We start from the raw sequence: 15,286 nt of genomic DNA on the forward strand, positions 1-15,286 counted from the left end.
GCTCGGCAATTTTGGGGATTAACTTCGCATTTGTGATTGGCTTAATCGCAGGGCTTGCAAGCTTTGTTCCATACCTTGGTGCTTTCGTTGGGGCTATACCAGCCTTGTTGATCTCGGTTGTTCAATTTGGAGATGGACGGATGATCCTTCCATTGATAATAATGTTCGTCATAGTTCATCTAATTGATGATCTTGTGGTTCAACCTCTTGTTTACTCACACTCAGTTGGGATGCATCCAGTTGAAGTTGTTTTCGTGCTTTTAATTTTCGGTGAGCTGTTTGGATTGTTTGGGATGCTTATTGCAATCCCTGTTGAGGCAATCATAAAAGTTTCAATAAGAGAAATATATTGGGGTTTAACACATTATAAAATCATAATGACGAAACATGAAAGTCTTAAATCAACCTGAACTTAACGGCCAATTTATTGCCCAGCAGTTAAAAACCTTGAGATTGTCAATGGATAAAAAGATCACGGAAATAGCCGAAGCAACTGGATACGCACCATCTTACATTTCCCTGATCGAAAATGGGAAAAGGAGTTTGAACTATAGGATCTTGCGCCGAATTTTACTTTACGGATTCGGCGAAACATTGTCGAGTTTTCTTGCAAAGGTTCTGAATGATGACACAACTTCACACGACACACAAGTTTATAAAACCCCATTCAAACTCTATAACGAAGATAAAACGGTATCAGCTCAAATTTTGATACCAATGGATATTTCAAGGGGAATCGAACTTGTTAAATTAACGCTTTTACCCGGTTCATCATTCGAGGAGGAGTTTAAAGTTGATTTTAAAGTTCACGGCGCTGTTTTAAATGGAACCGTAGAAATTTACTATCCCGATCAAAAGATCGAAGTTTCTCAAAACGAAAGTTTTACACTTTCCATAAGGGCTGATTTAAATTATAGCTCGATTCGCTCAAATTTCAGAATCTCAAATTTATCTAAAAGCGTAGCGGATATCATTGTAGTTTTCACACCGCCGGTATTTTAACTCATCTCCCCGGCAAAGGTATAACAATTAAACTTTCATTACCATCAAGATCAACCGCCTGAATTCCAAATATGAAATTATCCTTAGATACATTTTTCAATGTGAACTCATTAACCTTCCCAACAAATATTTTCTTTTCCCACAGCGGAGATGTTGTTCCCCTGATACAGATATTATAACCCATAAGGTCTCCCTCAGTATTTAAATCCCATTTCAAAGTCGTGTCATACTCAAGTTCAGATATCTTTATCACTGGATTCTGCGGAGGATGAGGAGCATTTGCAAGATGATAAAGCACACTTGCGTTAGCTCTTGTGATGTTAGCACAATATTCATAATCGACAAACTCAGGAAGGTCACCGTATTTTACGCCTTTTTCAGTTCTAACATTTTGATGTTGCCTTGCGTAATTTTCGTTCATTTCACTTATTCTAACAGCTGGAAAACCTTGTTCATTGAACGGAGTATGATCTCCACCGCGCAGGAATCTATCTCGCCTGAAAATTAATTCAATCTGAAAATTATCAAGATACCTTTCCGCAACCTCCTTGAAATACCTTGCAAGTTGTCTTGAAGGTGAATCATTTTCAAGTCCCACTTGTGTAATCAACCGCAACATATTTTCATCTCTTGAAATCGGTAAACCCTCCGAAAAAACCCTAACTCGCGTATTATCCACAATTCCATTTCCACCTTCCGTGTTTCCAATTATATCATTGTTTAAAACACCTAGAACTACAATTCCAGAATCTTTAAGTTTTTTCGCAAGATGTCTGCTTCCGAGCAAACCCTGTTCCTCGCCAGCAAACAAAACAAACATTATCGTAAAATCAAACTCGTATTTACTCAAAACCCGAGCAAGTTCAAGAACAGCTGCTGTTCCACTTCCATCGTCATTTGCACCCGGAGCAAAGCCAGTTGAATCAAGTGCATCTCCAGCCCTTGAATCATAATGAGCGCTTACGATGTAAACCTTATCTTTGTAGATTTTTCCTGGAAGCGTTGCAATAACATTTGCCATCTTAGTTGGCTTTGGAACCCTCGGACCAGCCGGAGCTATAAACTCATCAAATTCAACTTTCAACCTTCCACCGCTTTCCCTGCTGTATCTTTCAAGTTCTGATTTAATCCATCTCCGAGCCGCACCAATACCACGATTTTGACTGATTGTATCAGAAAGGGAATGACGAGTGTAAAAACTTACAAGCTTTTCAATGTTTCTTTTAATGCTATCAGCTGAGATCTTCTGAATTATTTCAACAACGGTGGAATTCCGTTTTACAAGTTGCTGTGAGAAAAGTGTGGACGAAAAAAGCAAAAGGATCAAAAAATTCCTTAACCTCATCTTAAAACCAAGTTTTTTAACTTATTTACAAATTTTCAGACAAAAATCAAAAAATTTAGACAAACCCTTTTTAAAAAATCATCCCCCTAAAAACATGGTTGAAAAGTTGTAGTGTAAGGATCACCAAGAATGTGAAAGATTTACTTCACGCCCAATTTTTCACGGATCAGTCTAACTTCTTGGCTTGCCTTCTTTAATTCATTGTAAATCGCAACTGAAAAATTTTTAACTCTGTCGGGCTTTGGATTTGACTTGTTAAGCTCATCAATTAGATTTTTGTAGTGTAACTCAGCCTTTTTACAGTATTCATCAAGATAGGCAATATTCCCTCTCACAAGTTCAAGCTGTTTTTCGGTAAGTGCCTTTTTAATTCCAGCGTAAGATTGCTTCACGTCGCTTAAACATTCCCCAATTTTTTCACCATATTTTTTAGCAACCTCTGGAATAACAGTATTTTCCCTTTCAACTTCAGCCTTTAAAGCCCCAGCATATCCTCGTACATTACGACAACACTTATCAAACTCATCTAAATAATTCTTCAAGGATTGCCCTAAAAGAATAGCGGGAAGGATGATAAGTATAATTATGTGCGTTTTTAGGTGCTTCATACTTCGTCACCTCCATAGATTTTATGTTTAAGCGAACTTGTTTAATCTCCTAAAGCTTCAAGCCTACCCTTCTCAGATCATCAATAATCCGGACCAAAGGAGAAGTAGTAAACAGGTTTTGAAAATGAACCCCAATTAAACCGCCATGCAATGTCAATGCGCAAAAGCAATCCAAACAGATAAATCCTAAAACCATACCCTGTTCCAATTAACAGGTCTTTCGTCACTGTACCTGTAAATGGATCTGGCTCATAAAAAGCACGCCACGATCTCCATGAATCCCAAGCAGAGCCCGCATCAAGGAAAATAACTCCCATTATGTTTCTAAATGCAAGTGGCAAAGCACCTCCAATGAAATATCTTATTAACGGAAATCTGAACTCAAGATTCATAAGTGCAAACTTAGAACCGTTTTGTTCATTGTAAACATAACCGCGAAGCGGAACAATTGGACCACTTATGGCCTCAAAGAAAAAGAAGTCAGCAGTACTTTCGATCGGAATATAATCATTCTTAATAGCCCAGTTTATCCAAGCATCAACCCCACCGAGCATAAATCGTTGTCTGTTTTGCCCAGTGCTTCCTCCAGCCGTAAGCCTAAAAGCAAAGCTGTAATCATTCCACAATTTAAAATATTTTCTATAATCAAAAATTCCAGTTAAAAATTGAATCCCATTTGATCCAAGCTTCGGACTTGCGTAGAAAGAAAGATAATATCTTTCACCATTCGATGGGAAAATATAACGCCACAAGGAATTATCATGAACATAAGTTAGCGATGGCATCAAAATGGTTGAACGTTCCCCTATCTCTGGAAAATCAATATATTCACCAACTACATTGTAGTAACCAAGCCCAAAATCAATCCTTCTAAATTTATCAATCGGATAAGAGCCCATCAATGTCCCACCATATAATCTATATCTGTAATAAAGCGGATAATATTGATCTCCCACACCGAAAAATCTTGCTATATGAAAAGCCTCAATCCCCCAGTTAATTCTTTTCGGAAGGTAAAAGTAAGCAAAGGCGTAATCGCTATTTTTGAGATCAAACACAAGGCTTGTTATTAAATAAATTTGATGATTCCCAAGCATATCGCTAAACATCATAAACGCCTCACCCAAAACACCATAAAAAGTGCTATAACTGGCATTTGTATAAATTAAATCCGGTGTAAAATTAACTTTGTATCTGTAAACTTTATAACGACCTGATTCATCAAGGTTATCAGGTGGTCTCAAGGAATCAATCCGTGATTTAATTGACATTGCCAAGCTATCCTGCCTAAATACATCAGCAAAAATATAGCTTCGGAGATTAATTTTTATATCACTCCCATAAGGTTGAACCAAAGATGTATCAGTTTTGCTAGAAGATTCACCTAAGAGATTTTCTCCTTTAGCTTTTGCAAGCTCCCTTTCCTTCTCCTTCAAAAATTCCGTAACGAAAATTGTCGGCTCAAGCTCCTGAATCTTCAAATCCCTCTCAAACGGCTGACGCAAAAGGAAAATATCAAAACCACCATTATAAAAAGATGCAAACGCAAGTTTTGAACCATCATATGTGATCGATAATTGATAAATACCACTCAAAGAATTCGTCAATGGTCTTTCAAGCCCCGTTTCAAGATCTTTCTCATATATATTGTTAATTCCATTTCTATCGGAGATAAACAAAATTTTCTTGCCGTCAGGAGAAACCACAGGTGATGTTTCATCCCAATAGTCAGTATGTGTAATCCGCTTAATTTCGCGAGTTTCAAGGTCAACTGAGTAAATGTCATACTGATTAGGATCAAAGTTATACATTTTGAAATCCTGCGGTATCACATCTCTCGAAACGAAATCTTTTCTATCGGATGAGAAATAAATTAGCTTTCCATCAGGAGACCAAGTTGGATCAGCATCGCTGAAAATATCGTCAGTCAGATTAACAAGTGTTTTATTTGAAAGGTCGTAAACATAGATATCCGATTGCCCATGTTTCAAACCTACAAAGGCAAGCTTCGTTCCATCCCTTGACCAGTCAACTGAGAAAATACCTTCAAGGTCAAATGTTATCTTTTGCTGCTTTTCCGTTTTAACATCAATTATAAAAATCGCATCGCGATCGCCACTTTTAACGGCAAGGGCTATTTTATTACCATCGGGAGACCATGTCAGACCTGGTGTTAATAGATGGAGCTCTTCAAAATTTTTAGTTCTGTTCCCTTTCACAATCTTTTTTATTATCTTCCCATCAATTGCTGACATTATGAAAACATCGAAATAATCATCTCTATCGGAAATGAAGGCAATCCTATCACCAGTAGGTGAAATCGTAGGGCTTGTGTTATAAAAGTTACCTTTTTTCGCGTGGTCTGTCAATCGTTTAGCAAACTCGTCAGGGGCTTCTCGTTTTGAAAAATCAGCCCAATACAATTTTTTCTGCTCCTTTACCCATCTATCCGAAAGTTCCTTCAAAGATATACCAAGTGAACTTTTTATACCAGCTTCAACACTTCTTAAACCCCTGATCCTATTTATAATCTCACCAATTTTCTCATCTCCATACTTTCTCGAAATATACCAAAAAACAGATTGCCCCCCTCTATAAGCAAAATAGCCATCAAGATACTCTATCGGTGGAAGATAATCACTCACAGTTGCATCGCGCATAAACATATCAGAATTGACATCCCACCTTAACGCAGAAAACTCTGGTAAACCTTCAACTATCCACATCGGCAATTGAAGTTGAATATTATTTATCAAAGCAGATTGCAAGGAACCACCATAAAACATATCATTCATCACAGCATGGACAAGCTCATGATGTATCACATGGCGAAATTGTCTATATGAACCTTCAAATGGAACAACAACCCTGTTTTTGAATAGCTCCGTCACCCCACCGATTCCTTCCTCAAGATATTCAGCCACTACATTTGTCTGCTGAAAGTCATTGTGAGAATTATAAACAACTATCGGAATACGATTTATGATTTCGTATCTAAGCAACTTACTTATTTTAACATAAGCATCCTCCGCTACTTTTGCAGTGTACTCAGCAAGCTCATATCCGCCATCGGTAAAATAGATATCAAAATGGTCGGTTCGGATGAAATACCATGCGAAATCTTTATACTGAACTTTATTTTTCCCAAACGGGCCCTGCTGAGCAAATCCCACTGAAATTAAAGCGAAAATTAAAACAAGATATACGAAGAAACGCTTCATTTTAAAACGCCTCCGAGATTTTTTATTGGCTCTAAAAAAAATTAAATCATTTTTCGATATTTTTTGTTCCTAACCCAATTTGCGCCAAATTTAATTAAAATTCAAGTTAAAATTTTCTAAACCTTTCACTTTAAAACTATCATTTTTCTTGTTTCAAAGAATTTCTCAGCTTGAAGCGTGTAAAGATATACCCCCGATGGCATCTCACAAGAATAAAATTTTATTTTATGTCTCCCAGCTGGCATCTCGCCGAAATCAAAATTTCGAATAGTGCGACCAAGTAAATCATGAACCAAAAGTTTAACCTTCGCACTATACGGGATCTCAAACTCTATAATCGTCTCGGGATTAAAGGGATTTGGATAGTTCTGATAAAGTTCAAATCCGAATTTCCCACCTTTAAAGTTTTCCGCACCCACGACAACTTCAACACCGTATATATCAACTTCAACCCATGCAGAAACATTTGAACATAGCTTCACATAAACTATCTTTCTATTTGAGTCGAACCATGCTGAGATTGAGTCGCTTAAAAATTTTAAAGAATCATCAACGACTTTAACTTTGATTCCATTTACTTTAACCGAATCGAAAACCTCAATAAGATTAAACTTTAAAATCCAACATCTTTTATCAATCTGACCAACGAAACTTCCATTTGCTTCACTTATGTAAAGCTTAATCTCACTCCCATATTTTCTGCACTTGATTTGAGTTGTTGAAAACTCCCCTTTTTCATATCCAAGCGTTTTCCCATCGTCTTCATAAAGTTCAAAATCAACATCCCCAGGATAAATCTCAACCCAAAGCGTATCATCTGGAGACTCATCGACATATTTTTTAAGCTTAGCCATTGGAATTATTGATGGGATTCTAATAAACAAAGGAATTTGTTCAAGTGGAGCATCGACTTGAACTGTTTTACCACCAGTGTAAACTTCACCCGTCCAAAAATTAACCCACGAGCACCCCGATGGTAAATAAACATCTTTGATCCTTTGCCCAGAAGTGAACACAGGCGAAACAAGGATGAAATCGCCGAAAAGATATTCATAGCTTAAATTGTAAACATTTTTGTCATTTGGGAACTCATATAAAACAGGTTTTATTAGCGTTTCTCCATATTTCCATGTCTTGTAAGCGTATGTATAAATATACGGGATCAATCGATATCTAAGTTCAATATATTTTCTGACTATTTTTTCAACCTCTTCACCAAAAGCCCACGGTTCAAGGGGTTGCTCGTGCCCATGGGGGCGCATAACGGGACAAAAAGTCCCAAATTGAATCCATCTGATATACAACTCCGATGTCGTCGTTCCACCCGTAAATCCACCAATATCCGAATTATGATAAGGTATGCCTGACATCACCATCCCAATTAGCATCGGTATCTGAACTTTAAGTCCATTAAAACTTTTTTTCACATCCCCAGACCATGTGATGACACCAAAGCGCTGGATCCCTGCAAACCCAGATCTTGTCAAGTTGAAAATCCTTTTTTCGGGAAAATCATTTTTATAACCATCATATAAAGTTTTCGCCCAAAGAAAGTTGTAAATGTTATGAACTTTCCTTGCGCTTCCAAGGTGATGTTTTAAGAAGTCTGGATGATTTTCTGGCTCCCCCAGGTCAGTCCAAAATCCATCGACACCTTCATTTAAAAGATTTTTATATTTCTCCCACCACCATGACTGTGCAGATGGATTGGTCAAGTCAAGCAAAGATGAAGGCGTCGCCCAAAAATTTTGAAAAACATAAGTTTTTCCAGTTGAATCGAAAACAAAAAATTTATTTTGATCCGCAAATGAATAATTAATTGAAGAAAGATTTATATACGGTTCGGATATTAAAATTGTCTTAACCCCTAACTTTTTAAAATCTGACATCATCTTAACTGGGTCTTGCCAGTTATTTCTATCCCATGTCATATTCCCCATCTTACCCCAGCCAAACCAATAGAGATCGAGAATCAATCCATCAAGCGGAATATTTTTCTCTAAAAATGTATTGACAACCCCTTCAGCTTCCGTTTGATTTCTGTATCCGAACTTGCTTTGCAGAAAACCAAAAGCCCATTTCGGGGGAATAGGTGGAAATCCAGTAAGCCAAAAATATTTTTTCAATATCTCCTTCATTGAAGATGCGTAAATAAAGTAATAATTCATCTGCCCATCCTCAACTTTGTAATACCAGACCGATTGAGCAGAAACTCCGAAATCAAAATAACCAGAAAATGTAATATCGAAATATAAACCGTAATTGTAATTTGATTGAACGAACGGAACATTTACTTGCATAGTTTTTAATGGTGCTTCATAACCGACAATATGTTGATTATATGTGCTGAACGCATACCCTCTTCTGTCAATATCAATACCCTTTTGACCAAGCCCGTAAAAATGTTCATCAGGTTGAATTTCAAAAAAGACATATTTCTCCCTACCGCTGTAACCAAACCCGCCCGAATTCCTCTCCTTTAGCAAAAGCTTCCCAGCTTTGTCGTAATAATAAATTCTCAAAGGGAATTTATCAACTCGAATTAAAATTGAATCCGTTTCAATTAAAAACTTGTCATTAGCATCACTTAAACTCCACCTCACATTATCACAATTCTGAATTACGACAAGGCTTGCGTCTTCGACCGTGTTGTTTGAATCTTCAAAAAAGGTGACTTTCACAATATCAGATCGAACAAACTTAAATTCAACTGCACATGTTCCCGCATAAAATCTGACAGTGCTATCTGTCGTAATATGTCTTGTGTAATTTTCGACGAAATTTATCTGGGCAAGAGCAAGCGTTGATAAGAGTAAGGTTGAAAGAAATTTTTTAAGCATTTTTTGCTCTGTGTTTTAGTTTATCGTGCACTTTTAAAGTTTTGTTTGCTTTAATTTAATTTAGCCTAAAGGTGAAAAACAAGGATGCCCTTCGATGAAAAAGTTAAAAATGGAAATTAAAGAATTGGAAAATTGAAACTTTAGATTGAGTGTTTTTTCCGAAGAAACTTTGAAAGCCTTTTCAACTATAATTCCCCACCCCCATTTCTTGAACCCGTTGCGGTTTCGGAAAATCCACCAGCGGTTCTTTACAAAGTAAAAAAATAACTTAAGTTTCATCCTCAGACTTATGAACTGGTGGAAGCGACGAGCCCCCTAAACATCTTTTGCGATACTCAATTATCCGCTCAACAACTTCATCGACACTTTCCTTAACCATAATTTTTTTCCCCGTCGTTAAAGCTATGATTGTATCAGGCGAAGCTTCAAGATATTCGATCAATTCAGCGTTTATAACAATTTCCTGGCCATTTAATCTTGTTACCTTGATCACTTTGCGCACCTTATTTAATTTCAAAATTTATCATCCCCGCCACAGGAGCGGGGATTTAATAAATTAACGCTTTAAATTAGTAATCTCTTGTAAAAATTCATCGCTTGCTGTTATCACTCGCGCATTCGCCTGGAAACCACGCTGTGCAATTATCATACGCGTAAATTCCTCCGCAAGATCAACATTCGATTGTTCAAGAACCCCAGACATTATTTTAGACTGAATCGCTGAACCAGGTTCATCAATTATCGGGGCACCAGAATTTGCGGAGATATCAAACATGTTATCACCAACCCTCAACAATCCAGTTGGATTATTAAATGTTGCCACGAGAATTTGAGCGAGAACACGGACAGTCCCATTTGAAAATACACCAAGGATTTTACCATCTTCATTTACGGAAATTGTATTCAAAAATCCAAGCCCATATCCATCTTGGTCCGCAATCAAACTTGATGTTCCCTCCATTTGAGTTATCCCAGCGAACTCCCCAATCTTTCCAGGATCAATCACTATATCAAGGATATTGGCGGAGTTATCACCTGGATCAATTCTCAAGGTTGAACTCCCGTCATCAAAAAAGAAACTTCTTATCGAGCCATCGGAATTAAACACAATTTTCCCACTTCCACCTGCAACTATAACCTCATTCCCACCAACCTGCGCTGTCCATATCCATTGATTTGGTGTGGTCGCATCCTTTACAAATTTCAAGGTTATATTATGTCTGTTTCCAAGCGAATCATAAACAGTCACAGTAGTGGATGCTTCAACATCTTCGGCTTTCTGAACTTCAAGCCAGTTTCCAGGTTTGTTTTCAAAAATTGAGTTAAAATTATCTCTTCCTGTTGCGGAGATGTTAAGGTCAGTGATTTCATTGGCTTTGCCACCATCCGCATTAACAACAAGTGCTCCAGTGTTCTTGTCAATTTCAACTCCCTTTAGATTATTTATCCTAAATGCATTTTTAACAGCATCGGCAAAATCCTTATAAGTTGATGTAGAGCTCACAGTAAAATTAACAGTTGATATCGCTTTACCTCCAACCTTTCCATCAATTGTTATCACATCTCCAGCCACAAGCCCAAGATCATTCCCTTGTGCATCTCTTAAATTGATCAAAAGGTCATCAGCTCGTGCAACGCGGGAAAATTTATCGGAACCTTTGCTTGAGTTTGCTGTATAATTTCCATTCAATCCAGAAAGAGCGGTTTCAAAATTACGATTATTGCTTGATATCGAAACATTTTGATTAACGATTGAAGTCAAAACAATTCTACCTTGCGAATCAATTGAAGCCGTCAACGAGCCTGCGAAATCATTGTTGATCTCATCAACCAAATCTTTCAAGGTGCGGAAATTGCCATCCCCAACTCCACCATCCTTGCTCACATAAGTGTAGGTTTTAACTTTAGTTCCATCTTGAATTGTCACAGTTGTCGAACCCGAGATCATACCAGTTATAATTGTATTTGCTGTTCCAGTAGCGAGAAGATCATTTATATCAGAGTTACCATCCTCAACTGCATAGACTCGTGAGCTTTGAAGTATATTCCCTTTTGGAACGCCACCAGCGTTAAGATTACCTGTGAGCTTTATGAGTGATGTTGCTTTTGCTGGTGATTTTTGACCAAAGGGAATTTTTATATCTTCAAGCTTTGCCCCCGGAGGAACAACACCAGAAGAATCAGCCATCTTCCCTTGAACAATAGCGCCCGTTGCTGAGTCAACAAGGTAACCGTTTGCATCAAATCTAAATGCCCCGGCTCTTGTGAAATAATTCCTTCCTCCCTTTTTCACGATGAAAAATCCATTACCTTGAATCGCGAGATCTGTTACCTGACCTGTGGTTTCAAGGTTTCCTTGTGTAAAGATCGTGTCAATTGAACTTACATTCATCCCAAGTCCAACCTGAAGTGGATTGGTTCCACCAGATTCCGCTGAAGGTTGAGTAGCCCCGCGAAGCATCTGTGCAAATGCCTCACTGAAAGAAACACGAGCCGCTTTAAATCCGATGGTGTTGATGTTCGAGATGTTATTTCCGATTACATCCATCATAATCTGATGATTTCTCAAACCAGAGACGCCAGAGAATAACGACCTAAGAAATGACATTTTAACTACCTCCTTTTTAATTTTTGTTTTAAATTTTGATCTCGCCTCGGTCAGTCAGCGAGATTGCGGGGCCCCCTCAAACGAGGTCCAGCCCCTTTAAATTATCACAGCTCCATCAATATTTGTAAAGACATGCTCTTTAAGGCTATCACTATCAACCACAGTTATAACAGTTCTGTTCTTTACATTCACGATAAATGCGATATCCCTTAACAAAATTAGAACATCCCTTGTATTTTTTTGCTCCGCACGAAACAAGGCATCGTTCAAAAGTTTAACATCCTCTTCGTTTAATTTCACCTCCCTTTCCTCCATACGCTTTAAAGCATGATTTGAAAACTTTAATTTCTCGATCTCACTCTTAAAAATATCCTCAAACCTTGTCCCAAACTCTGGGACCTTTACACCCGTGCCTTCCTTCCTTAAAGTCTCAACTCCACCAGCTGGGATAAATGGAACCTTCACGCCATTTACTTCAATCGCCATTTTTACCCTCATACTTTATTTCAACTATATCAGCGATGTTGAATTCAACTCCATCAATCAATATCACTGCACCATCTGCTTTATATCTCACACCTTCAACAATCCCGCTGATGTAAGTATTCACAACCACTGGTTTCCCGTCTCCATCAACCGCCTCAATGCTAACTCTGTAATTTCCAGCTGGCAGATAATTACCAAGTTCATCTTTCCCATCCCATTTGAAGTCATACCTACCGCTTTTTCTCTCGCCAAGCTTAAAAGTCCTCACTACATTTCCAGAGGAATCAAGAATTTTAATTTCAATTGATTTAACATCGCCCTTCAATTCATATCCAAATTCCACACCTTTCTCAGACTCAAGTCTCAACGAATCCCCATAAACAGTGACCCTCTTTCCGATCAAATTAGCAACCAAAGCATTTGTGATCGAGCGATTTGTCGCATAACTTGCGTCGATGCTTTTCAAAAGATTTGAATTGATGTTGTAAAGTTGCTCCACCGAGCTAAACTGGGCAAGCTGGCTTGCAAATTCTGTGCTTTGAATTGGATTCATCGGATCTTGATAATTAAGTTGCGTTATCAAGAGCTTCAAAAAATCATCCTTTCCAAGAATCGCCTTATCAGAGCTTTGAACACTGCTTCCTGTTGAAGGAATGCCTCTAAAATTTTGAATTGAATTAATGTTCTCCACGATTCTCACCTCCTTTAAATTATTGCCTCTATTAAACTGCCACCGTAAAACTTAACAGCATCAAAAGAGTCAAAAATTTTCCTTTTGCTTGTTTTCTTCAAAAACTGCCCTCGATCTGAGTTTGAAGAATCAAAATAATTATTGTTAAGATTTTCACCCACAAGCAACACCCCAAGCTTTTCTGGATTTACATTGCTTGACTCAAGAGCTGTTCTTAAATTATTAAACCCCGACTCAATTAGTTGCTTTGCCTCAAGATTTTTAACCTCAAACAAAATCTTTACCCCATTTTCGCCTTGTGAAATTTTGACAACAACTTTACCAATCTCCTCTGGCTCAACCCTCAAAACAACTTCACCGTGCGCTAAATCACCATTCTTAGAAACCAAAGCCCTCACCACATCAGGAATTTCTTGGGCTTTCACAGATATCATAAAATCTCTAACATTGACTTTATCGCCAGCATCCACGGCATCAATAAAACTTAAATTCCAATTGCCAACTTTTTCATAAACCTTTTCAAATTTAATGCTACCAAGCTCAAACTTCTTAAATTCATGCTGTAAATCAAATTCATTTCTGGCTTGATTATGCTCAAAACTTACCGAAGCAACATCTTCCCTCACAGTTTTAACATCTGTATTATGCTCTTGATTTTTAAATTGAGATTGGGATTTTTTTGAACTAAAAACAGGTTCTTCAACATTGACTTTATTATTCTCTTTTAAAATTTCCCCAACCCCAGCCTTATAGATTTTAACATCGTTCTCAAGTGCAAGCTCCCTTAAATACGGCTCAAATTTTAAATTTAAATTCTCAACACTTTCATCCTTTCTTGAAACCAATTTAGATTTTAAATTAACCTCACTTTGCAAATTTTCTGGAGCAGTAATTTCAACTTTGCCATCCTTTACATCCCCATATTTAACTCTATTTGCAACGACAAATTCACGAATTGCTTCATTTAAGTCAACTCCTTCACTCTCTCCTTTAACAATAAGCTTGCGAATTTCCTGCTTCGGATTAATTTTATCTTTCGAATTTAAATTTTGAAGCGATTTTAAAGCTTCCCCTTCCTTCGCCAAAAAGAATGGCTCAATAGCAGAATTTGGACTTGCTTTAACTTCCCTCGATTCTTGATTAGGCATAAAAGCATTAAGTTGCTCTGCTATCTGGGAATTAGGATTTAGCTTAAATAAAATCAGCGCCTGTGATTCCGAAGTTTCTTTCTCATCTACACTTTGATAACCCTTTAGCTCTGAAATGGGATTGAAATAGAATTGTTCTAAAGATTCCTCAGTCTGTGGAAGGTAAATTGATTCAAAATTTTCCGTTTTAACATTTGAGAGAAATTGAGCCAAGAAAAGTCCAAGGATATCACCAAAATTTGTCGTTGCTTTTTTATAAAAAATTCCATTTTGCTCAGTTTGATTTAAACCTAAATTATTTAGTATGTCGATTAAATTTAATTTCATTTCAACTTTGAAAGTTTACTGGCTTTTGCGGTGTTAATTTCAGAGAGTATCTTTGCAGCTTGACGCCTCTGCATATTTAAAATAATTTGAAGTGCTTCATTTTCAGGCATGCTCTCAAGAATTCTTGCAGCTGCTTCTGGCTCCATCGACTCGTAAATTTTCGCCATAGCCTTGATTTTCTCATCTTGTTGATTTAAAACTTGGCGTTGCAGTCTTTCAACAATCAAATTCTTTTCCCTTATTTCAGCCTTAAGCTCATTAATTATCTTGTTAAGAACAAGGACGCTGTCTTTATACCTTTTTAATTCCGCAACTGCTTCGTTATATAAACTTTTCAAACTATCAAGCTTATACGCTTCAACATATTCAAGTCCAATTGAACTTGTGTCCTCCCATATGACACCAAGCGAATCATTTTTAAGTTTAAGCGAATCAACCATCGCTAAAACAGGGGTTGATTTTGGAATTGGTCTGAAAAGTTCAGGATAAAGCTTTGAAAGAACATACATACCCTCAAAAATCGTCACAAAAGAGAAAACAAAACCAAGTATATAGCCAAAGATCGGTTTTTCCATTTTTATCTGTTAGATATTGTTCTATATGCAATGGAATCCAAAAGTGTTTGCTCTTTCTTTTGGAAATCCTTCAAAATCTGCTCGTTAAATTTTTGCTTCAATTTTTCAATCATACGCTTATTTTGATTCGTCTTTATCAAAATATCACGCCTTTTCTCTTCTTCCTTTAAAACCCTCTCAAGCGCATTTTTCTGCTTTTCAACCTGTTCAGCAACTGCGTTTAAATAAGCATATTGAATTTGTAAATCAATCACCTTAACCTTTTCCTCAGCCTCTATATTCTCCATCTGTTGCATCTTTTCAGCTTCAAGGTCTTCTAACAATTTTTCGGCTTTTTCACGAATTACTTTAATTTCCGAAAGATCCCTTTTATATTTTTTTTCTTGGACTTGACGAACCTTAAGAACTGGATCAAGTTTGAAACGAGCCATCTCT

13 protein-coding genes are annotated in these 15,286 nt (G+C 37.2%); 2 read left to right on the top strand and 11 right to left on the bottom strand.

What is annotated here, in order from left to right; translation table 11 throughout:
• Together AWW78_RS01740 and AWW78_RS01745 are read left to right on the top strand one after the other, a co-directional pair.
• The coding region (locus tag AWW78_RS01740) for an AI-2E family transporter (RefSeq protein WP_047133983.1) at positions 1-410 on the top strand (410 nt) is incomplete at its 5' end.
• The gene (locus AWW78_RS01745; RefSeq protein ID WP_047133984.1) at positions 388-1,002 is read left to right on the top strand and encodes a helix-turn-helix domain-containing protein; all 615 of its coding nucleotides are present in this window, start codon (positions 388-390) and stop codon (positions 1,000-1,002) included. The genes AWW78_RS01740 and AWW78_RS01745, both read left to right, overlap by 23 nt.
• A 1-nt stretch (position 1,003) precedes the next feature.
• On the opposite strand, the gene AWW78_RS01750 is transcribed toward AWW78_RS01745, so the two are convergent.
• The 11 genes from AWW78_RS01750 to AWW78_RS01800 all read right to left on the bottom strand — a co-directional run bounded on the left by AWW78_RS01750 (position 1,004) and on the right by AWW78_RS01800 (position 15,282).
• The gene (locus AWW78_RS01750) at positions 1,004-2,347 is read right to left on the bottom strand and encodes a M28 family peptidase (RefSeq protein ID WP_047133985.1); all 1,344 of its coding nucleotides are present in this window, start codon (positions 2,345-2,347) and stop codon (positions 1,004-1,006) included.
• A gap of 140 nt (positions 2,348-2,487) precedes the next feature.
• Positions 2,488-2,955, bottom strand: coding sequence for a hypothetical protein (locus AWW78_RS01755; protein WP_047133986.1), 468 nt, complete (start codon positions 2,953-2,955; stop codon positions 2,488-2,490).
• Positions 2,956-3,035: 80 nt separating this feature from the next.
• On the bottom strand, positions 3,036-6,176 hold the full coding sequence (locus AWW78_RS01760; protein ID WP_047133987.1) for a peptidase MA family metallohydrolase: 3,141 nt from the start codon (positions 6,174-6,176) through the stop codon (positions 3,036-3,038).
• 125 nt (positions 6,177-6,301) lie between these two features.
• Positions 6,302-9,016, bottom strand: coding sequence for a TIM-barrel domain-containing protein (locus AWW78_RS01765; RefSeq protein WP_047133988.1), 2,715 nt, complete (start codon positions 9,014-9,016; stop codon positions 6,302-6,304).
• Between the two features lie 268 nt (positions 9,017-9,284).
• On the bottom strand, positions 9,285-9,509 hold the full coding sequence (locus AWW78_RS01770) for a flagellar FlbD family protein (RefSeq protein ID WP_047134010.1): 225 nt from the start codon (positions 9,507-9,509) through the stop codon (positions 9,285-9,287).
• A gap of 63 nt (positions 9,510-9,572) precedes the next feature.
• Positions 9,573-11,624, bottom strand: coding sequence for a flagellar hook-basal body complex protein (locus AWW78_RS01775; protein ID WP_047133989.1), 2,052 nt, complete (start codon positions 11,622-11,624; stop codon positions 9,573-9,575).
• Positions 11,625-11,720: 96 nt separating this feature from the next.
• Positions 11,721-12,110 carry a TIGR02530 family flagellar biosynthesis protein gene (locus AWW78_RS01780; protein WP_082349136.1) on the bottom strand — a complete coding sequence of 130 codons (390 nt, stop codon included), beginning with the start codon at positions 12,108-12,110 and terminating at the stop codon, positions 11,721-11,723.
• Positions 12,100-12,801, bottom strand: coding sequence for a flagellar hook assembly protein FlgD (locus AWW78_RS01785; RefSeq protein WP_159421023.1), 702 nt, complete (start codon positions 12,799-12,801; stop codon positions 12,100-12,102). The genes AWW78_RS01780 and AWW78_RS01785 overlap by 11 nt, the downstream gene beginning before the upstream one ends.
• 14 nt (positions 12,802-12,815) lie before the next feature.
• On the bottom strand, positions 12,816-14,276 hold the full coding sequence (locus AWW78_RS01790; RefSeq protein ID WP_047133991.1) for a flagellar hook-length control protein FliK: 1,461 nt from the start codon (positions 14,274-14,276) through the stop codon (positions 12,816-12,818).
• The gene (locus AWW78_RS01795; protein ID WP_047133992.1) at positions 14,273-14,851 is read right to left on the bottom strand and encodes a MotE family protein; all 579 of its coding nucleotides are present in this window, start codon (positions 14,849-14,851) and stop codon (positions 14,273-14,275) included. Before AWW78_RS01795 ends, AWW78_RS01790 begins: the two co-directional genes overlap by 4 nt.
• 2 nt (positions 14,852-14,853) lie before the next feature.
• On the bottom strand, positions 14,854-15,282 hold the full coding sequence (locus AWW78_RS01800; RefSeq protein WP_047133993.1) for a flagellar export protein FliJ: 429 nt from the start codon (positions 15,280-15,282) through the stop codon (positions 14,854-14,856).
• Between the last annotated feature and the right edge of the window lie 4 nt (positions 15,283-15,286).

Origin of the sequence: Candidatus Kryptonium thompsonii (assembly GCF_001535985.1) — a bacterium.
Classification (GTDB): domain Bacteria; phylum Bacteroidota; class Ignavibacteria; order Kryptoniales; family Kryptoniaceae; genus Kryptonium; species Kryptonium thompsonii.

Coding starts and splice junctions, on each gene's coding strand:
- AWW78_RS01790 (WP_047133991.1), bottom strand. CDS start 14,276: ATGAAATTAAATTTAATCGACATACTAAATAATTTAGGTTTAAATCAA.
- AWW78_RS01755 (WP_047133986.1), bottom strand. CDS start 2,955: ATGAAGCACCTAAAAACGCACATAATTATACTTATCATCCTTCCCGCT.
- AWW78_RS01795 (WP_047133992.1), bottom strand. CDS start 14,851: ATGGAAAAACCGATCTTTGGCTATATACTTGGTTTTGTTTTCTCTTTT.
- AWW78_RS01765 (WP_047133988.1), bottom strand. CDS start 9,016: ATGCTTAAAAAATTTCTTTCAACCTTACTCTTATCAACGCTTGCTCTT.
- AWW78_RS01780 (WP_082349136.1), bottom strand. CDS start 12,110: ATGGCGATTGAAGTAAATGGCGTGAAGGTTCCATTTATCCCAGCTGGT.
- AWW78_RS01760 (WP_047133987.1), bottom strand. CDS start 6,176: ATGAAGCGTTTCTTCGTATATCTTGTTTTAATTTTCGCTTTAATTTCA.
- AWW78_RS01800 (WP_047133993.1), bottom strand. CDS start 15,282: ATGGCTCGTTTCAAACTTGATCCAGTTCTTAAGGTTCGTCAAGTCCAA.
- AWW78_RS01775 (WP_047133989.1), bottom strand. CDS start 11,624: ATGTCATTTCTTAGGTCGTTATTCTCTGGCGTCTCTGGTTTGAGAAAT.
- AWW78_RS01745 (WP_047133984.1), top strand. CDS start 388: ATGAAAGTCTTAAATCAACCTGAACTTAACGGCCAATTTATTGCCCAG.
- AWW78_RS01750 (WP_047133985.1), bottom strand. CDS start 2,347: ATGAGGTTAAGGAATTTTTTGATCCTTTTGCTTTTTTCGTCCACACTT.